Annotated in this window: 18 protein-coding genes, 1 tRNA gene and 2 pseudogenes; 13 read left to right on the top strand and 8 right to left on the bottom strand. The window is 33.6% G+C overall.

Going from position 1 to position 20,080, the window contains the following annotated elements:
* The first annotated feature begins 46 nt into the window (after positions 1-46).
* Positions 47-1,234 carry a DNA (cytosine-5-)-methyltransferase gene (gene dcm, locus QFZ31_RS11235; RefSeq protein WP_307303051.1) on the top strand — a complete coding sequence of 396 codons (1,188 nt, stop codon included), beginning with the start codon at positions 47-49 and terminating at the stop codon, positions 1,232-1,234.
* A gap of 414 nt (positions 1,235-1,648) precedes the next feature.
* Here dcm and QFZ31_RS11230 read toward each other — a convergent pair whose 3' ends face one another.
* Entirely contained in the window at positions 1,649-2,950 is a 1,302-nt protein-coding gene (locus QFZ31_RS11230; RefSeq protein ID WP_307303050.1) for a restriction endonuclease PLD domain-containing protein, read from the bottom strand.
* 867 nt (positions 2,951-3,817) lie between these two features.
* Here QFZ31_RS11230 and QFZ31_RS11225 point away from each other — a divergent pair.
* The 7 genes and pseudogenes from QFZ31_RS11225 (at position 3,818) to QFZ31_RS11195 (ending at position 12,336) form a co-directional block, all read left to right on the top strand.
* Positions 3,818-4,642 (top strand): HNH endonuclease, encoded by an 825-nt coding sequence (locus QFZ31_RS11225; RefSeq protein ID WP_307303049.1) that lies wholly within the window; start codon positions 3,818-3,820, stop codon positions 4,640-4,642.
* 793 nt (positions 4,643-5,435) lie between these two features.
* The gene (locus QFZ31_RS11220) at positions 5,436-6,281 is read left to right on the top strand and encodes an FRG domain-containing protein (protein WP_307303048.1); all 846 of its coding nucleotides are present in this window, start codon (positions 5,436-5,438) and stop codon (positions 6,279-6,281) included.
* Positions 6,282-7,475, top strand: coding sequence for a DUF262 domain-containing protein (locus tag QFZ31_RS11215; protein ID WP_307303047.1), 1,194 nt, complete (start codon positions 6,282-6,284; stop codon positions 7,473-7,475).
* 419 nt (positions 7,476-7,894) lie between these two features.
* A pseudogene (locus tag QFZ31_RS11210) lies at positions 7,895-8,002 on the top strand (YneF family protein); the annotation flags it as partial.
* A 151-nt stretch (positions 8,003-8,153) separates the two neighbouring features.
* Positions 8,154-8,624 (top strand): hypothetical protein, encoded by a 471-nt coding sequence (locus tag QFZ31_RS11205; protein ID WP_307303046.1) that lies wholly within the window; start codon positions 8,154-8,156, stop codon positions 8,622-8,624.
* A gap of 165 nt (positions 8,625-8,789) precedes the next feature.
* Complete coding sequence (locus tag QFZ31_RS11200; RefSeq protein WP_307303045.1) at positions 8,790-10,541, top strand: ABC transporter ATP-binding protein; 1,752 nt, start codon at positions 8,790-8,792, stop codon at positions 10,539-10,541.
* Positions 10,528-12,336, top strand: coding sequence for an ABC transporter ATP-binding protein (locus QFZ31_RS11195; RefSeq protein ID WP_307303044.1), 1,809 nt, complete (start codon positions 10,528-10,530; stop codon positions 12,334-12,336). The genes QFZ31_RS11200 and QFZ31_RS11195 overlap by 14 nt, the downstream gene beginning before the upstream one ends.
* A gap of 34 nt (positions 12,337-12,370) precedes the next feature.
* On the opposite strand, the gene QFZ31_RS11190 is transcribed toward QFZ31_RS11195, so the two are convergent.
* The gene (locus QFZ31_RS11190) at positions 12,371-12,550 is read right to left on the bottom strand and encodes an aspartyl-phosphate phosphatase Spo0E family protein (protein WP_307303043.1); all 180 of its coding nucleotides are present in this window, start codon (positions 12,548-12,550) and stop codon (positions 12,371-12,373) included.
* A 278-nt stretch (positions 12,551-12,828) separates the two neighbouring features.
* Here QFZ31_RS11190 and QFZ31_RS11185 point away from each other — a divergent pair, with 278 nt between their 5' ends.
* Together QFZ31_RS11185 and QFZ31_RS11180 are read left to right on the top strand one after the other, a co-directional pair.
* A complete protein-coding gene (locus tag QFZ31_RS11185; protein ID WP_307303042.1) occupies positions 12,829-13,536 on the top strand; it encodes a cytochrome c biogenesis CcdA family protein in 708 nt (235 codons plus the stop codon).
* A 62-nt stretch (positions 13,537-13,598) separates the two neighbouring features.
* Positions 13,599-14,072, top strand: a complete 474-nt coding sequence (locus QFZ31_RS11180) for a CcdC family protein (RefSeq protein ID WP_307303041.1) — start codon at positions 13,599-13,601, stop codon at positions 14,070-14,072.
* Positions 14,073-14,121: 49 nt separating this feature from the next.
* Here the strand turns inward: QFZ31_RS11180 and QFZ31_RS11175 are convergent, their stop codons facing one another.
* Both QFZ31_RS11175 and QFZ31_RS11170 read right to left on the bottom strand, forming a co-directional pair.
* Positions 14,122-14,604 (bottom strand): hypothetical protein, encoded by a 483-nt coding sequence (locus QFZ31_RS11175; protein ID WP_307303040.1) that lies wholly within the window; start codon positions 14,602-14,604, stop codon positions 14,122-14,124.
* Between the two features lie 81 nt (positions 14,605-14,685).
* Positions 14,686-15,117, bottom strand: a complete 432-nt coding sequence (locus QFZ31_RS11170) for a DUF2621 domain-containing protein (protein ID WP_307303039.1) — start codon at positions 15,115-15,117, stop codon at positions 14,686-14,688.
* Positions 15,118-15,334: 217 nt separating this feature from the next.
* Between QFZ31_RS11170 and QFZ31_RS11165 the strand changes: the two genes are divergently transcribed.
* Positions 15,335-15,431 (top strand) — tRNA-Sec (locus QFZ31_RS11165).
* 129 nt (positions 15,432-15,560) lie between these two features.
* Here QFZ31_RS11165 and QFZ31_RS11160 read toward each other — a convergent pair.
* Together QFZ31_RS11160 and QFZ31_RS11155 are read right to left on the bottom strand one after the other, a co-directional pair.
* On the bottom strand, positions 15,561-16,151 hold the full coding sequence (locus tag QFZ31_RS11160; RefSeq protein WP_307303038.1) for a site-specific integrase: 591 nt from the start codon (positions 16,149-16,151) through the stop codon (positions 15,561-15,563).
* A gap of 194 nt (positions 16,152-16,345) precedes the next feature.
* Positions 16,346-16,672, bottom strand: coding sequence for an Arm DNA-binding domain-containing protein (locus tag QFZ31_RS11155; RefSeq protein ID WP_307303037.1), 327 nt, complete (start codon positions 16,670-16,672; stop codon positions 16,346-16,348).
* Between the two features lie 229 nt (positions 16,673-16,901).
* On the opposite strand from QFZ31_RS11155, the gene QFZ31_RS11150 reads away from it, so the two are divergent.
* Positions 16,902-17,468 carry a phosphatase PAP2 family protein gene (locus QFZ31_RS11150; RefSeq protein ID WP_307303036.1) on the top strand — a complete coding sequence of 189 codons (567 nt, stop codon included), beginning with the start codon at positions 16,902-16,904 and terminating at the stop codon, positions 17,466-17,468.
* A gap of 171 nt (positions 17,469-17,639) precedes the next feature.
* A pseudogene (locus tag QFZ31_RS11145) lies at positions 17,640-18,226 on the top strand (AAA family ATPase).
* A 139-nt stretch (positions 18,227-18,365) separates the two neighbouring features.
* Here the strand turns inward: QFZ31_RS11145 and QFZ31_RS11140 are convergent.
* Together QFZ31_RS11140 and QFZ31_RS11135 are read right to left on the bottom strand one after the other, a co-directional pair.
* Positions 18,366-19,304 (bottom strand): DMT family transporter, encoded by a 939-nt coding sequence (locus QFZ31_RS11140; RefSeq protein ID WP_307303035.1) that lies wholly within the window; start codon positions 19,302-19,304, stop codon positions 18,366-18,368.
* 129 nt (positions 19,305-19,433) lie between these two features.
* Complete coding sequence (locus QFZ31_RS11135; RefSeq protein WP_307303034.1) at positions 19,434-19,973, bottom strand: prolyl-tRNA synthetase associated domain-containing protein; 540 nt, start codon at positions 19,971-19,973, stop codon at positions 19,434-19,436.
* Between the last annotated feature and the right edge of the window lie 107 nt (positions 19,974-20,080).

The raw sequence follows: 20,080 nt of genomic DNA, 5'->3' as shown, positions 1-20,080 counted from the left end.
AGATAATACTATACTATACTATTATCTTGATAAGGGAGCTAAAAATGTGAACTATAAAGTAGGTAGTTTATTCGCTGGTGTCGGTGGTATTGATCTGGGATTTCAAAAGGCCACTTTTAAAGAAGACCAGTACGATATAATATGGGCAAATGAAATTGATGAGTACGCAGTTGAAACATATAGACATAATTTCCACCATCAAATGTTTCATGGAGACATTGAAAAAATTGTTAAACCTGAACGTGAAGTAGATAAAGAAGAAAGAACAAGATATATTCAAATGCAGAAAGAAATTTTGGAACAAAGAATAGATGTTTTAGTAGGTGGTTTCCCTTGTCAAGCATTCAGTATAGCTGGAAATAGAAAAGGTTTTGACGATGAAAGAGGGAATTTGTTCTGGAGTATCGTTGATCTAATTAAATTATTAGATGAAAGACAAGACAAGCCTTCTGTTCTTTGTCTTGAAAACGTAAAAAATCTTAAAACTCACGATAAGGGTAGAACATACCAGGTTATAAAAGCGCAATTAGAATATTTAGGCTATACGGTTAAAGAAAGGGTAATTAATACAAAAGATGTGACACGTTTGCCACAAAATCGTGAAAGAATATATATTGTTGCATTTCTAGATTCAAAGGTTGCAGAACACTTTACTTTATTTGAAGAAATTGACAAAATTAAACTCGAGAAAACTGAGGAACAAAGAAAAGAAGATATAAGAAGAGTTCTAGACCTTCATTTAACAAAGGAAAATAGCGAAAAATATTATTATACAAAAGAAAAATACCCATCTTATTTTTTAACTGTAGAAGAATACCTTAGTATGAATGAGAACGAAAGAAACGAACAAAGGGTTAATATTGCAGAACAAATTGACGAAGAGTACGAGTTTTACCAAGTAAGAAGAGGAATGTATGTAAGGAAAAATAAAAATGGAGTTTGTCCTACCTTAACTGCTAATATGGGAACTGGTGGACACAATGTGCCATTGATTAAGGTAAAAGACGGTGTAAGAAAATTAACTCCAGCTGAAACCTTTAAATTACAAGGGTTTCCAATTGGCAATGGTTATGAGTTACCTACTGAATTTAGAGGGAGAGAATTTTCTGATGGACGACTATATAAACAAGCAGGAAATGCTGTTTCAGTAGATGTTGTTTCATTAATTGCAAAAGAAATACTAAAGGCATTAACTTCTAATAAAGCTGTAGAAAAAGATGTTATTCATTCCTAACTGATAACCTGACAGCTATATCTTTAATAACTTCCCAATTTTCTAGATAGCGGGATAGCTTGATTTCTTTTGTGGGCATGGTCTATACCTTGCCCACCACTCTCTATCTTAAAAGAAATAATAAATGTTGCGATTTAACTTGTACCCGTAATAAAGTAACTTCATAGCCAATAATTTGCATCGTAAGGACTAGATCTAATCACGTAATGCTGTGGCGAAACTTTTTTGTTTAGAGTATGAGCCTAGTTTTTCAATAATAAGTGATACTGAGACAGTTCCTTCTTTTATATGAAATCATTTTTTTACTCTCAATTTTATATAGGGTAAAAGTGTATTTTATATTATATTACAAAAAGTGTCTTTTCTAATAATATACTAGATTATCGGCTAGACCCCAAAATAAGTGTATGATTGTTATTCAGCTTCAAATAGTTCATCACGAAAAACTGGCAATCGTAATCGTGGATTATCTTTCTTTAATTCTTCTAATTTGCTACGCAAATCAATCTTCCATTTTTCAAACGCATAAGTTTCAGCTAAATCTATTTTGAAATTTTCATTATCAATTTTAGTTATTTTCAAACTATCAACACCCAAATCATTTAAACGTTTAAGTGTTAAAACTTCTCTAGCCCCTAATCCTAAAACATCATGTAAGATCCATTTACCTAAAATTGATTGTGGATTTGTTTGTAAACTTTTCCCATTTTCTTGTGTACAACGAGCTTGAATTATTCTTCCATCCGGCAAATGTAAATTAAATCCATCCGAATTTTTTATTTCATTTTTATCGAAAGCATCAATAACAAAGAAACGAGGAAATAGTCTATGTATCCATGACGGAATAGTTGCATAGGCTTCAAATACTGGTCTAGGAGTTAACGAGCCTTTTGTTTTTGGTTTACCATTCCAAGCATTAAATCCTGAATGTTCTTCAACTGTAAAAGACACATCTGAATATAAAGGCAAGTAAATTACTTCCTCTATTTTTTGAATTGTTTTATCTTCAGCAAAATCAATCGTTCGCAATAATTCAAATGGATCATCAAATTGCCTAATAGGAACAGTTGTAATAATATTTGGTTTTGTTGCGTCAAATTCTTCTAACAAAACACTTTTACTTGCATAAAACTTATAATTTCTCAATCCATCAGTAAATGAAAATGTTTTTCCATTTGATGAAATCAATTTCAAGCTATCTTCTTGAACCAAGTCATATGTTGTTTCAATGATATTCATTACATCGTCATCACGAGTAATATAATGATAAATATCATCGCCCTCCAGTGTATTATACAAACGCTTATCCAACCAAATACGCTCATTTCTCAATTTGGAAACTTTTGCAATCACTTCTTCAGGAGTGGCATGATCTATCAAAGGCCGAATTTCAGTTGGTGCCAACTTATTAAATTCAGCAACTTTTTGATAAGTTAAATCACCAGTGTGAATCCATGTTTTTAATCCCACACCTACTTTCTTATCACCTACGTGAGCCAATGCATCAAAAGCACTATCTTTACGTGTCAAGTCCTCAACATTAAAACAGCGTGCATAAAGTTGTTCATGATTACGATAATAAAGATATGGCTTCTTTGCATTATTCCCCTCTTGATTATCTTTAAATAATCCTGACAACGAACCGAATATTTTCAAAAATTGAATATATTCTTCTTTTTCTTGTTCAGAAAATGTTTGCCATATAATATTTGCCATATAATCTCCCCAATAATATCATTTTCTTTTTAATTGAATCATAACAACTAGATCTAACATCCAGATTTGAAGTATTAAATCCAGCCAATATAGCACGGGATATAATTAATGTATCCCAAAAATTTTCAAGATCTTTATTATTATCCACAAATTCGTTAGCAGTATCTTTTATTCTGGCCGTACATAATTAAGATTCTTAAACCTTTCGATTACTTCATTCCTAATATCCAGATCTTGAATCTCTGTAATAAATTTTTTTGTAAGTAGTTTTTAATATCAATATTATTAGCAAATGAAGTAATTCTATTATTAATAGTTACAATGTTTTCTCTTACAAATTCCTCCTACTTTCTACTCGTTTATAATTTTGAGTCTCTCCCTTACTTCATTATATTGTAAATATGGGTCGATAGTAACGAAAAATTTACTTATATTTGTTTAATCGACCCAAATGACTAGAATTAGACCTTCCGCCTATTATTTGTTTTTTTAGGAATAGATATTTAGTGTTATTAATATTACTCTTCTATTATTTTAGAAATTCACTTTGTAAATCAGTGTATAATTATTTAGAAAAAAGTTTGTGTGTTCTATAAATATAACGTAATAAAATAATATGGAAAATGATTAACATCTTACAAATAACGTGGATTTGAAATAAGGGGGTAGGTTATTACCAAAAACAAAAGTTTTATAAATGAAATATGCTTGAGCTGTCCCGCACCCGCAAGGTGATATAATATTAAAATACAGAACTAATGGAAATTCCCAGAAAAATATCATGAGTAATTAGTCTAAATTAATATGAGTTTATTGTTCAATGTGACATTAAAATGCTTTGATTAATTTGTCAGGGGGGGAGCAGATTTGAAGGAATATGAGAGGGAAGTTATTTCAATACCTGCAAGTGGAACTTTAGATTTAATATATAAATATGGAATCCATGCACGTCCAGATAAGAAGGGGTATCCATATAAAAATTCACTCTATTATACATTTAGGGGAAAGGGAGGTGTAATGGAGAGATTATATTTTGTTGAGGATATTTTTATACTTGACCCCTATGACATAAATATGATTAATAATACAATCCAAGATACAAAGCGAAAGGAAAGAGTTATTCGTTATATAGAGGAAAGAAAAAATACATATCATTTTAATGAACAGAATACTCCTTATAAATTCTATATGTTAAAGCCTTTCCTTGAATTAAAAAATAAGCCAAAGCATCCGCACCAAGCAAACCATTGTTACTTTACGATAAAAGAACTTCTGAGTGAAAAAACGGAACTAAAGGTTTCTAATGGAAATACTAGGGTTTCATATCTTAATAACAGTGCTTTCACGGCTGAGGAAATTGCAAATAATTCTACTTACTCTGAAGGCTCTGTTCAAAAGGTATTGGTCAATAAATATGAAAGGAACTCAAAGGCACGACAAGAAAGTTTGAATCATTATGGATATAATTGTGTTGTATGTAATTTTAATTTTGAAAAAGCGTATGGAGAATTAGCCAAGGGTATTATCCAAGTTCATCATTTAAAACCATTACATGAAATTGCTAGTAAGTATGAGGTAGACCCTATTAGAGATTTGCGACCTGTCTGTCCAAATTGCCATTCTGTAATTCACAGTAGAAGACCAGCATATGAAATTGAGGAATTAAGAGAGATTCTCAAGCGATTAAAATAGGGGGAATAACCTACTTTTTAGACCAATTTACATATTTTTATCACTAAACGTTATACTTGAGTGTCTCATTGTTTATAGTGGGGCATGGTAATCACCATTTACAAAAGTTTATAAAATGAAATAGGGTTAAACTCTTCTACTCCTACAATCAGGGTTTACCTTATTGGAGTTAAAAAAGAACACAGTCTATAAAATAATTGAAGAATACGAACAATCTATTATCACTCTTAAATGAGTTTTTTTTCCTTGAGGTATCGTTTCACCTTTTCTGATAATTTAAATATGGAAAAGAATATAGGCACTCCAACTCCTGAAATTTACCTAAAAATAAATGTTTGTTAATATCCAAAAATATCAGTAAAAGAAATAGAAGGTATGACAAGTGTATCAAAAGCTACTTGGTATAGGAAATAAAGAAGAGGAATAGTAATGAGGTGATATTATAGGCACCCACTTAGTAGTGGGTGTCCTTTAATTTAGATAAGGGGGTAGTATATATAATTTTGATGGGGATGATTTTCTATGAGGTGGTAGCACACCTACAACCCAATGTTGAACTAAATCCTAAATCGAAACGTAGAGGTAGATAATATTGCCGGAAGTAAATTTTTTCTTCTGTTCAAATCTATAAATTAGTTGAAGGTCATTCTCTGGTAGTCCATTCAACACAGAATATTAATTCTACCAATAAATTCAAGATTATTATTTACCTAATTTTAATGGAGTATTATAATTCTATTAACAAGTCTAATTATTTAAAATCCATAGAAATACAAATAAGGGAGAAAAAAGAATGACAAGTGAGTCGGCGAGTCAGTTAGTAGTTGAACAAAAAAATGAAGAGGATATGGAAGTATTTGAAGAAGAGCAAGAAGAAAAAATTACAAAATTAAGTGAGTACATGTCGTATGTAGAAGCATTACCTGATGTATTTAGTCTATCGAGAGGACAAACTGGTGATTACCCTTTATTACCCAGTGCACTAAGAAAAGACTCAAAAGGAAACAGAAAGTTTACTCGTCAAGCAGTAGCTCACTTCTTGAATCAATTTAAAATAAATAGTCATTATTATATGGACTCTCCATGGGATATTAAGAATGCATACGAGTGGATGATTCATGCTCAACACTATGGCCTGCCTACTAGACTTTTAGACTTTACTCAGTCTCATATCATTGCTTTAATGTTTGCGGTAGAAAGAGCTTTTACAAATGATGACTCTCAAGATGCTGTTGTTTGGTTTTTAGACCCCAAAAAATTAAATACTTTACATAGCAATAGAACAGATTTAATCGTGCTATCAAATGAAAATGATAGAGATTTAAAACTAGATGACTTCAATGGCCCAGTAATTGTCCAAGGAAGAAAGCTTAATAATCGCATCAATGCCCAAAACGGAGTTTTCTTATACTTCCAGGATACTGAGGTGCCTTTAGAAGAAAAAGTTACAGCAGATGATATTTTGAGAAAAGTCATTATATGTGGCAAGCATAAAAAGGATATTCTTGTCTCTCTGTATGCAATGGGAGTAGGTTTCACACAAATATATCCTGAATTGTCTTCTGTTAGTAAAGACATACTGATGAGAGACAGTATTAGCGAATATTTAAGATACATACAAGAAGGAGGCGAGGAATAAATGAATACATATAAAATTAACCCTGAAATTGAAAACTTAGCCATCGGTGTATTAATTGACAGAATTAACAAAGGTTACGAACTGCAAACAATTGAACACGAGTTAAAAGATGAGGAAATTTTAAAATATAATGGCTCAATTATTCTAGCCCCAGAATATCAAAGAGAGTATAGATTTTCTATTGAGGATGAAATAAAACTTATTGAATCTGTTTTAGTTGGAATCCCAATCCCTCCTATTTTCTTGGCTACTGACAGATATAATAATGTAAGGGTAACAAATGTTGTTGATGGTCAACATAGACTTCGTGCGTTATACAGATTTTACAATAATGAATTTAAACTAAATGGATTAAAACTTTTAAATGGTCTTGATGGTAAAAGTTTTAATGATTTACATATAGATACAAAATCAGAATTTACCGAAGTAACTTTGCTGGTAACTATATTCAAAGACTTTCCAGGTACAGAATTTGAACTTGAGATATTCAACAGATATAACAAAGGAACAAAGCCTTTATCTCCTCAAGAGATACGACATGCTGTATATAATTCTCCTTTTAATACATATATAAACAACTTTACTTTCAATCTTTATAATAAAAAAGGTCAGCCAGAACTATATCATTCATACAATATAACCAAAGATAGGATTCAAAAGAAAAAAGTGCAGGAAGGCCTGTTTGTAATACTTAGTATTTTAGAGTATGGCATTAATGAAAACTATGAAAAATCATTAGTATATGCTGAAAACTATATGAAAGAAAAAGCTGATTTAGACAAAAGTAATCCAACCCAAGTACAAGAGAACTTCCATTTAGTAAAAAGTATATTCGAAGACTTCAATAAATTTATCATTAAAATACATGAGGTATGTGAGTTTCCTTTTTCAAAAGAACTTTATGGTGTATCAAGCAGGAACTACAAATTTCAAATCTCAATTGCTATGATATTAGCAGGTATATTCAATAAGTTATATACAGATACGGAATTGCTTAATGGTATATTTGAATCAAACGACATCAGAAATGCTTTTTTGAACACTATTAGGATTAATCTCAGGGAATCTTTCCTGGAAGACCCTGATTATAATGCTTCAACAACAAATTCTAGAGAAATATTAAAACTAATTAAGAATATCTTTTCAGATATAGATACGTCTACACAATTGCTTCTTAGTAGAAACAATAAATAATATTGATTGCCTATAATAAAGAGATTTTTGGTGTCGAATTTATGACCTAATAAGAGCTAAAAAGAACACTTTTTATTAAATCATTGAGAATATGAGAAGACATTGAAGGCACTCATTAAAGGGTGTCTTTTGTTTTAGTGGGGGCGGGTTATCACCAAATACAATGATTTAAAGGTTGAATTGTGAAGTAGCACTTCTGCTCCTCCAATCAGAGTTAAAAAACAGAACCGTGTAAAATATAAGAAAGTACTGTTATTTGACACTATTTTTACGTGTGAAAATCTCATCAAAAAACCATAACTATATCCAAAGAATGATAAACCAATTTTAAGTAAAAATGGCACTTATTATAGACGTTTTGGTAAAAATAAGGTATACTTTTCATAATAGAATAAGGGATTCGGATTAGTCTTAAAAACGTTGATAAATCAATGCTAAAAATGATGATGATGCAAATGGGTATGAAGCCTTCTCAGAAGAAGATTAACCAAATGATGTCTGCTATGAATAAACAGCAAGGCAAATAATACACGAAACCAAACCATTTTATCTATAGATAAAGTGGTTTTTTTCTTTTATTTAGAATATTGTTATTTTAAAAAAATATATTGAAATGTGGGATAAATAGGTACATAATAGTTACGCTAAGAACAACTACATAGATAAAGGAGCATTTATATGAAAAAAGTTTTATCACTTTTTTTGATTTTACTTCTAGCATTAACAGCGTGCGGAACGCAAGAAAAGGAAGAGACCGCTACTCCTCAAGAAAAGAAAACTGAAGAGGGAACAAATGCCGCTAAAGAAGAAAAGACAAATAAAAGAGAGTTAACAGCTGAAGATCAGCAGTTCAGCAAATTGATAGTAGAAAAAAACTATGATGAAGTAGTCAAACAGACAGTTTCTTTAAAGACTGAATCACAGAAAGACTTCTATTACATTGCATCAGCATTTATTAAAAATAATGAAAATCAAACTAAAACGTATGATCCAGCGGATTTGACTGCAATGAAAACAGATTATCAGGTAATCGTTAATTATATAAACAGAGTGAAGTTTGTACCTGATGAAATCAAAGCTGAAGTCGAAGGATTAAAAACATCTGCAGAAGAGAAAGTAGCAGAATCGGATAAACAATTAACAAAATAATCATGGACTAGCACTCATTAAAATGGGTGCTTTTTTCATACTTGGAAATAAGTGTCTAAATCTTTATTATTTTACTAATATTTGATAAAATATACCTTCGGGTGAGGTGAAATGATTTTTTTAAAATAATAAAGGATAAGGTCAATTATTTTTCGGGGGACAATTATGAGAGTATTTTTAGATCTAGGCTGGTTTTTTAAGCAAGAGAAAAAAGCATATATATCAGGAACATTTATTTTACTGTTTGTCGCACTTCTTCAACTCGTGCCGCCAAAGGTTATAGGTATAATTGCAGACCATATTAATGATGGTACGTTGACCAAAGGCTTGCTTCTTGAGTGGATGCTCATATTAGTAGCTGCAGGACTGGGGATGTATGTCCTAAGGTATTTTTGGAGAATCATGATTTTTGGTTCAGCGGTTAAATTGAGTAAACAGTTACGAAATCGTTTATATCAGCACTTCACCAGTATGTCACCATCGTTTTATCAGAAACGGAGGATTGGCGATTTAATGGCACATGCGACGAACGACTTACAGGCTATTCAACAAACGGCCGGTGCGGGAGTTCTAACGTTAGTGGATTCTCTATCAACAGGTGGATTTGTTATCCTGGCTATGGCATTTACGATTAGCTGGAAATTAACGTTGATTTGTTTAATCCCGATGCCATTTATGGCAGTGCTTACAAGTTGGTTTGGCACTATGCTACACCGCACTTTTCACAAGGCACAAGAAGCCTTCTCTGACTTAAATGATAAAACACAGGAAAGTATCTCAGGGATTAAGGTTATTAAAACATTTGGCCAGGAAAAAGCAGATATTGAGGATTTCCGAAAGCAGTCAGAAGACGTTGTGCAAAAAAACATCGTAGTCGCAAAAATAGATTCTTTATATGATCCTACGATTTCCATCATTGTGGGTATATCGTTTTTCTTAGCCATTACCTTTGGTTCTAAATATGTGTTGGCAGGAGAATTATCCATTGGTGAGTTAATAGCCTTTACGACCTATTTAGGACTATTAATCTGGCCGATGCTTGCATTCGGCTGGTTGTTTAACATCGTTGAACGCGGTCGTGCTTCTTATGATCGTGTAGCCGCATTGCTTCGTGAAAAATCCGACATTACAGATAAAAAAGACGCTTTAGAGGTAGTGCCTAGCGGCGGTATTCAATATAACATTGGGGAGTTCACCTTCCCTGGTGAAAAGGAACCAATGTTGAAGAACATATCCTTTACTCTTAATCGAGGAGAAACACTCGGGATTGTCGGGAAAACAGGTGCGGGTAAAACCACTTTGTTAAAGCTTCTCATTCGTGAATTTGAAGACTATGAAGGGGAAATTATCTTTGGAGGTCATTCCCTTCAAGAATATAAGCTGGAAAAACTGCGTGAAGCGATTGGTTATGTTCCTCAGGACCATTTTTTATTCTCTGCAAGTGTCGCTGAGAATATTGCCTTTACGAACCCTCGTGTTCCAGAGGAAGAAATATTCAGCGCAGCAAAGCTGGCCAATATTCATGATGATATTCTTCAATTTACGGAAGGCTATCAAACTGTTGTGGGTGAAAGAGGAGTTTCACTATCAGGCGGTCAAAAACAAAGAATTTCGATTGCACGCGCACTGCTAATGAACCCAGAAGTATTAGTGCTGGATGATTCACTATCAGCGGTCGATGCAAAAACGGAAGAGGCGATTCTTTCCGCACTAAGGAAAAATCGTGAGGGAAAAACAACGATCATTACTTCCCATCGTTTAAGTGCCATCCAACACGCAAATCTAATCATCGTTCTAGATAATGGGAAGGTCATTGAAAGAGGAACGCATGAAGAGCTTATGGCAAGCGGTGTCTGGTATAAGGAAATGTATTTACGTCAGCAGCTAGAGGAGTTGGTAGAGCATGGAGGACATTAAAATAGATGAAACAGCACAGCTGACTGAAAAAGAACAAAAACGTGTTTTATATCGCCTGCTATCCTATACGAAACCACATAAGAAGGAATTAATTCTAGCATTCAGTCTTCTCGTTTTAACGACATTAGGAGAGTTAGCCTCTCCGATTCTGGTTAAGATCTTTATTGATGATTACTTGACACCAGGAAATTTAATTTTCCAGCCTTTGTTGATTCTTGGGGTAAGCTATCTTGGAATTCATATTGTAAAATCGGTCCTGTTATTTTTTCAATTAGTTAAGTTTCAGGAGATTGCTTTAAAAATTATCCAACAGCTGCGGGTTGATATTTTTTCAAAGGTGCAGTCACTAGGTTTAAAATATTTTGACCAAACACCGGCAGGAAGTATCGTTTCTAGGATTACGAACGATACCGAAGCGATTAAGGATATGTTTGTAACTGTACTATCGACCTTTATTCAAAGCGGATTTTTACTAACGGGCATTTTCATTACCATGTTTATTTTGGATGTAAAATTGGCGCTTTTCTGTTTGATTTTTATTCCTTTAATTCTACTGGTCATGAGTTTATACCGTAAATTTAGTTCCCGTTTTTATTTGGATATGCGCGAGAGACTCAGCCAATTAAATGCGAAGCTAAGTGAATCCTTGCAGGGAATGAGTATAATTCAGGTATTTCGTCAGGAAAAAAGACTTCGTAAAGAGTTCGAAGACATCAACGAAAAGCACTATAACTCGGGTATGAAAAATATTAAAATTGACGGATTATTGCTACGACCAGCGGTTGATTTGATTTTTATTTTAGGACTCATTATTGTTTTAAATTATTTCGGTATCACATCATTGGACAGTCCAGTTGAAATCGGTGTGTTATATGCCTTTGTCAATTACCTGGAGCGGTTCTTTGAGCCTGTCAATAATATGATGATGAGATTATCGTTGTATCAGCAAGCGATTGTGGCTGGAGCGCGTGTATTTAGAATCTTAGATAAACAGGAATTGGCACCGGCACAAAGTGAAAAAAGTGCTATATCGATTGAAGAAGGAAGAATTGAATTTAAGAACTTAACCTTTTCTTACGATGGGCAGCGTAATGTGTTGAAAAATATATCCTTTACGGCTAACCCAGGGGAAACCGTTGCGCTTGTCGGGCATACGGGAAGTGGAAAAAGTTCGATTATTAATCTATTAATGAGATTTTATGAATATGAGAATGGTGACATCTTAATTGATGGTAAATCAATACGAGATTTTTCTAAGGAAGAGTTACGAGATAAAATGGGGCTTGTACTCCAGGATCCGTTTTTATTTTACGGAACCATCAGAGATAATATTACGCTTCATAATCATCATTTAACAGATGGGCAAGTAGAGGAAGCGGCTAAATTTGTTCAGGCACATACGTTTATCGAAAAGCTGGAAGATTCGTATAATCATAAAGTGGTAGAAAGAGGATCAACTTTATCGAGCGGACAAAGGCAATTAATCGCCTTTGCAAGAACGATTGCAGCGAATCCAAAGATACTTGTCCTTGACGAAGCAACCGCTAATATTGACACTGAAACAGAAGAAGCGATTCAAACTGCTCTTGCAAAAATGAGGGAAGGGCGGACGACGATTGCCATTGCCCACCGGTTATCTACGATTCAGGATGCTAACTTAATTCTCGTTTTGCACCAAGGAGAAATTGTGGAAAGAGGAACACATCAAGAGTTGTTAGCGCTTGGCGGACTATACCATAAAATGTTCCTCTTACAAAATGGAGCAGTCGAACGTTTAGAAGATGTTATGCATTAAGAAAAAAATCCTGGCTCTTTTCCAGGATTTTCCACTAGAGACTCGCCACTTGGCGGGTTTTCTTTATATACTTTCGATTATATTCATTTAAAAGGTGGTCTAATTCTTGGCTGTATCGTATAGCAATGGAGGAAGTCAGGCCGTTGGTGACCGCGACTTGAATTAATTCAGCACGCTTATTTTCAATTAGTTCAATAAGATCTTGTTTAATCATTGCCGAGGTCCTTTCCGGAGAAACTCCAAAAATAGAAAACAAAACATTGATAGTTATCTTCTACCAATGTTTTACTAGTATAACCTAAGATGGGAATAAATACAAAGATATTTGTAAAAAAATATCCATATAATAGTGGAAATTAATAGAAAGATAGAAGGTATATGGATGAAATGTGTATTCGCTTCTACAGACACAAAATATTCATGTTAATCATTATCTTTTAGGGGTAAGTTTTGTTAAAATGAATGAGTATCGACTATAGTGGGAGTGTTAATATGACGGATGTAAATATATTTTTGGCTTTGGGTGCGGGTTTTCTAAGTTTTATCTCACCATGCTGTTTACCCCTTTACCCTGCATTTTTATCGTACATCACGGGGATGTCTGTCGGGGAGTTAAAAACGGAAAATGCCATGCTTCAAAAGCGGAGCCTTCTACATACAATTTTTTTCCTTATCGGATTTTCGGCGATTTTCATCGCTATTGGTTTTGGCACCTCTTTCGTAGGAAGCTTTTTCCTTGAGTATAAAGATCTCATTCGTCAACTTGGCGGCATATTTATTGTCCTATTTGGATTAATTATTGTTGGTGTTTTTAAACCTGAGTTTTTAATGAAGGATCGTAAAGTAGAATTTAAAAATCGACCCTCAGGTTATTTTGGTTCTGTGCTTATTGGGATGGCCTTTGCAGCAGGGTGGACTCCTTGTACAGGTCCTATTCTTTCTGCAGTTATTGCCTTAGCGGCAACAAATCCGGGTTCCGGGGTTCTATATATGACTGCGTATTCTCTTGGGTTTGCCATTCCGTTTATCATCCTATCCTTCTTCGTCGGCAAGATGAAATGGATTCGCAGGAACAGTGGAAAGATTATGAAATTCGGTGGGTACCTCATGATTGTTATGGGTATTGTGCTATTCTTCGATTGGATGACAAAAATCATTCAGATTTTCTCAGCTATGTTTGGTGGATTTACTGGTTTCTAAAATTCAAATCTTGTATTAAAATATGGTATAGCTTGATTTTAAGATAATAGGGGATGGAACCTATGAACTTCGTTGTTGTTTCTTCAATTGGAGCGGTATTTATGGGGATATTGGCTTTATTCGTACGTATGAAGGCTGCCAAGAAACCTACAAATACGCGGAAAATTATCCTTCCGCCTGTGTTTATGTCGAGCGGTGCATTGATGTATGTGGTACCACAATTTCGATTAACTGGTATGGAAATTATAGAGGTTGTCATTTTGGGGATGGTTTTTTCAATTCTGTTAATCAAAACTTCTAAATTTGAAATCCGGGATAACGAAATCTACTTAAAACGCTCGAAGGCTTTTATGTACATTTTAGTTGGTCTATTAGTGGTAAGACTTGGATTGAAGACGATCTTAAGTGCAACCATTGATTACGGTGAACTTAGCGGTATGTTCTTCTTGCTGGCGTTTAGCATGATTGTTCCATGGCGGGTCGCGATGTATCTCGATTATAAAAAGCTTTACAAACAGGTCCATAATCAACATTGATATATTCTTGTAAGAAGACGCTCAGGGCAAATAAGCTCTGAGCGTCTCTTTAATAACGATAATGTTTTATTTTATCAAACAAATATTGGACTCCGTATAATAGATAGGCTTTATAGTGTAAGTAAAAGAAAAATTGAATATGATTCAATCTGCCTAAACTGATGATTTTAAACTTTTTTAGGACATCGATAATTACGAAAGCAAACAGCCCATCTGAAATTACATTAAGTAACGCAAACTTCTTAAAGTTTCCGTTTGAGATTTTAAGGAGCCACATCGAAAAAGGGGCATATGGACCCACACTAAAAGGAAGTTCATCTCTTATAAATGCTTTTTTCTTATCGTAAAACTTCCACCAATTCCGCTTGTGTCCGTACAAGTGATTAATGATTTCAAAGATAACAATAAAAACACCTGAAAAAGAATACCGTTTAAAGTCACGCTTTCCTATAAATAATAAGGATAACCATGGAATTACTATGATTAATAGGTTAAATATTTTGTGCCTCCTGGTTGCCGAACGTTTTGCCATTCTCTTTCACCCCAACCTGCTATTTGACTCTTTTTTAAAGTATCCAAATTTATGAAAAAAAACCGCCAAAATTTGGACGGTTTAGAATAAATGCTCATAAGGAGCTACATCAATTCGATTTTCAAACAGCTTTTTACGTAAAAATTTATGATCCCTTTTAGGTGTTGCTTGAATGTAACCGCGAATCACGAGTTCTTCTGTAATTTTTGGCACTTTTTCATTTAAAGCAAGTTCGCCAATCTTACCAGCTATTTTATGCCTAGCAACATCGCGGAATAATTCCGGAACCGGACTGACCAAATCTTCTAGAAGCGCTTTCTCTTCTTCACCCCATAAATGACGGGATTCATTCACATAATATTCTTCCCAGTCCATTACCGACTTGCCATCATCTTTTGGCATTCTTTTGAGGAACTTTCGAAACATAAAAAATCCGCCAATCGCCATAGCCCCGGCAAAGGCAAAGATCCAAATTAATATAAACCAAAGAAACCAACCTGTTAATTGACCCATTGTATTCACCTTCAGATTACTATTTTCATCTATCTATTATAGTCTGTCATATGGTGAAAAGACAAGTTATCGCCATTATTGTAAAGGAAAAGGAGCTTATATGTGATTTGCAAAAGTTGTCGAAAAAATGACAAAATCCCCACCTCTATTGATTATTACTATAATTCATTGTATTATGATTACAAATGATAGTTATCTTTTTTACTATAATAATTATGGGGCTGAATGGGGTACTGGTGTCCTCCACAGTCTTCAAAACTGCTTGAGACCTGCGTGCCAGGTCTGGTGGGTTCGATTCCCACACAGTCCCGCCAACCTTATTAAATAAGGGTTTATGAGGGTGTTTGAGAAGTTAACTTAAAGGTAAAGTTGTTGGCCAACAACATAAAATTTTATCTTTGGTCACATTTTGGTAACATTGAATTTTAAATGATTTACATAGGTTATTTAATTAGCTGCTCGAATTGAAGGGCAGCTTCTTTTTGCATATTTGGTAAGACATGAGTATAGGTGTCCATCGTGATCCCAATTGTCGAGTGTCCTAAACGTTCGGAAACAACTTTTGGATGTACCCCTTGTTGTAACAATAAAGTAGCGTGTGTATGCCTTAAATCATGAAACCGTATATAAGGTAATCCACTTATTTCTACCATCTTACGATAATTTCTTGCCATTTCAGTAGGTTGAATGGGTTTACCATTTTTTTGAGCAAAAACTAAATCTAAGTCCTGATATTCCTGACCTAGTAAAAGTTTATCCGTCAATTGCTGCTTGTATAATTTTTTTAATTCCATGACAAGGGTTGGGGTTATTGTAATTGATCTACTTTTTCCAGATTTCGGTTCTTTAAATGTTAATCCAACCTTTTTTACTTCTTGCAAAGATTTTTCAAATTCAACATCTTGCCACCTTAGCCCTAATACCTCACCACGACGCATTCCTGTATAAAAAGCTGTTAGATAGATAGAATAATATACAGAGGATTTGGCTACATCTAAAAAGGTCTTCACCTGTTCATTATCCCAAGTTTGCATTTCTACTTTCTTTGTTTTAGGTGGACTAACTGCTTCTGCAACATTTCTGATAATAAATTGCCATTTTACAGCATCTTTCAGTACTTTTGAAACAAGTCTATGATGATGTTTTACTGATTGAGCTGAAAGACCTCCACCTTCTAGTTTGCCACATTCGAGTTTCTGAGCATAATATTCTTGAAGATGAAACGGCTTTAATGGGAGATTTTTATATTTCCAAGGGTTGGGATTAAATGTTGCGTAATGATATAGTTATAATGCTCTGATGTTCTTGGTGCTAGGTTAAGTTTTGCATAATTATCAACCCAGTAGCTAAGATATTCGCTTAGGGTGATGTCCTTAGGTTCAAAATAGGTTCCATTATTAATTGAATTTAATTGTTCATTAAGAAATTTTTCAGCCTCCTTTTTCGTTTTAAACCCCCGTTTTTTCTTCTGCTTCCTTTTACCTGTTATAGGGTCATTACCAGCGTCATATAGAACGAACCATGATGCTCCTTCTTTTTTTATTGTCCCACGCATAACTTAACTCTCACCTTCCGAAAATTATTTAGTGTAAAAGTTATAGTTACCGACCTTTTAATTATACAATATTTTTTTGTTTTAGTAGGTAACCTTACTTATCATTAAAGCTTAATTGATCAACTTATTATTGTTTGAAAGTTTGATTTAAATTTTGGTAATTTATAGTATTTTGTTATAATCTTAAAGAGGTAGAGGAAAAAGGTTAAGCATTAAAGGGGACTGTTTAATGTATTTTATAGATATAGATTATGAATGGTTTAATTTGATTAATAGTAAAGTTCAACATTATCCATTATTAGATACAATCATGATTTTGTTTGCCGAATATGTTCAATATGCTTTTATTTTATTGATTTTGATGTTGTGGCTATTAAACAAAAACAATTTTCGTGTTATAGCTTTTCAGGCTATGTTTGCATTTACCTTGGCTTTTTCAATAAACAGACTTATTGAGCTATTTATTTATAGGGAGAGACCGTTTGTATCAAATGAGATTATTCAACTCGTAGAGCATTCTGCAAATTCTTCTTTTCCAAGTGACCATGCTACATCTGCAATAGTAATTGCTTTTACATTGTGGTTATCATCATATCGTTATAAGCATATATGGTTTTTTCTTGCACTAGGAGTAGCATTTTCAAGAATATGGGTAGGGGTACACTATCCATTTGATGTAGTTACAGGGATATTTAATGGGATAATAATAGCATTATGTACACATTATTTTTTATTCAAGCTAAAACCTTTTGCCTCACTAATTGAAAGACCAATTTTCCAAGGACAACGAGAATAAAAGATTAAAGGAATGGTAAATCTTCTATTCATGTTACACAAATAGAGTGTGGAGCTGTCATTGAGGCAGCTCTTTTCTTGTTCCACTAACGAAGCAGGTTAATTTAACAGGAAAGTGAATAAAGGGATTTTTGTGCTGTTTCTAGAACTAACTCTCGAAGGAGTTGAAATTATGAAAAGGCTAGTAATTATTACAGTGGGCAAAACTCATTCTGGAAAAACTACATTTGCAAATGCTTTAGTAAAACAGTTAAATAACTCTTTTGTTATGGACCAAGATAATCACGCTGAATTTATTAATACTTATTATAAGAACTTACTACCCAAAAATGGACCTAATACTCTAAAGCATTCTCTCTCAAAGCTAATAGTCGAATATGCCAAAAACCATACTGATTTTCACTTTATTATTTGCAACTCAAATCGAAGTCGAAAAGGACGATTGTATTTACTTGAAGAATTGTTTAATACGGAAGAGTTTGTCCGTATCTTGGTTCATTTTGATATTGCGATGATGTTCTTCAAGAACGGGTTATTCAAAGTCAAAGAAGTACGAATATATTTAGAGGTGCATATACAAATTTTGAGGAAGTTCTTTTTAAGCAACAGGCTGAATCTTTAAAAGCAGATATAGTTGACCCAATAGAGGGGGAAGCGGACCATTTATTTGTAATTAAAGACAACGAGGAAGTTAATTCAGTTATTCAAAAAATAGTTCATATTGCTGCAAGTGTACACTTCCATCTGGGAAGTTTGTGAAGAATTGTACTTAAACTATCGGGTGCAAGAGTTAAAGATGGACATCGCTGCGGCGATCTTTCTGCTTGTTGTACTAACGGTGCAGGTTAGTTGAAGAAATAAAAACGTCCAATTGTTAATACTAGGAAAAGAGTGTATATTATCCTACACTCTTTTTTGTATTATAAATCCGATTATGCTTTTTCGCCCATCGCTTTTCGATATAACCTGTCCCAAATAGAACTCCAGCTACAATAAACACAAATCCAATCAATTGTGAAGATGTAATGGTTTCATTTAAGAAAAGTGCGGAGAACAAAAGACCAAAAAAAGGAACAAAGTTATTAAATATGGCTGTTTTTCCTGCTCCTATCTGCTGAATCGATGCATTAAAAACAATATACCCCACTCCTGTTGCCACTACCCCTGACACAATAAATAAAAAGTAAATAAATATATTGGCTGAAGTCATTTCATTGACTCCTTTAGGTTCAGTTATAAAACTAATAATCAATAAACCTATTGAACCTACTAGGTACATTATTGTTGTTACCTGTTTTGAATCGAGTGTTGCTGTTGCCTTTTTTACAAAAATAAAACTAATCGCTTGGACGAACATAGCAATAAATATAATCAATTCTCCTTGAGACAATTGCATATTACTGAATGAACCACCTTGAATAAAAAATACACCAATTAATGCGAGAATAAAACCTATTGTTCTCAATTTAGTTAATTGTTCACCTAAAAACGGGACAGCGAGTATTGCTGTTGTAAGCGGTACTAATGCAAGAATTAAAGAAGCATTCGAAGCATCAATCATTGTTAAACCTACTGCTATAAGCAAGTGATGTAGAATGACACTAAATAACATTCCAAGTAGCGTATAAATCCATTCTCTCTTCGATAAACGACGAAAGGATTTTCCAAGAACGATTATGATTAATGCTGTAATCCCAGCCATCATAATTCGAAATGCCGTCATGGTTTGTGGAGGTAATGCTTCCACCAATACTTTAATTATAACCATATTAAGTCCCCAAATAGCTGTGACAAAAAATAATAATCCATAAATTAGTAATAATCGCTTATGATCCACAAACTTCCCTCCTTTTAACCTATTAGATTCATCGTCTACTCCTAATAATCTGCGAAACAGCTTATTAGGAGTAGATTATTAACTGTTTTTAACAAAGTAAGTAATTTATCACCATTCTTTTTCTAAATATTACATTTCGATAACTGTCGGAATGTGCTTTGCATAGGTTAGGAAGTTATTGACGATTAACTTTGTTTTGACTTTCATATATCCAGTTGTCGTTCCATCGCTACATCTATACCACTCTTCCAAAAGCACATCCTTATCAAAAACAACCTGCACAAGATTTTCCTTGTCCATTAAAACACCAAATACAGTAGCAGCTCCGATTTTTACGCCCAGCATATGTTCCATCAGCTCTGCAGGAGCAAAGGATACACGTGATATGCCGAGTGCATTGCTGAAATCCTTTGCTTTGAATGGTTTATCTGCAGTAGTTATAAATAAATAAAATTCTGTCTTTTTACTATTGCAGAGAAACAGCGTTTTTACCATTTTCATATCCAACTTTTGATTGATCTCAATACAGTCCTCCATTGAAATTGCTTCATCTGTATTCACTCGTTCATATGAAAGCTGTAACTTTGTCAATGATTCGTAGACAATTTCTTGTAGATGAGACTTATAGCAGTCTGGTGCTTTTTCCATAATTTCACTCACAAAAAACATCGTTAAATACCTTTTCCTTTCCAAACTTGAATTATTAATAGTGATAATTTATCATATTCACATACATTACAAAAACGAATGTTTCTCATGATGTATATGACAAAACC

Source organism: Neobacillus niacini (assembly GCF_030817595.1).
Lineage (GTDB): Bacteria > Bacillota > Bacilli > Bacillales > Cytobacillaceae > Neobacillus > Neobacillus niacini_G.
Note: the sequence above shows the minus strand (reverse complement) of the source record. Positions and strands in the feature narration are given on the sequence as shown.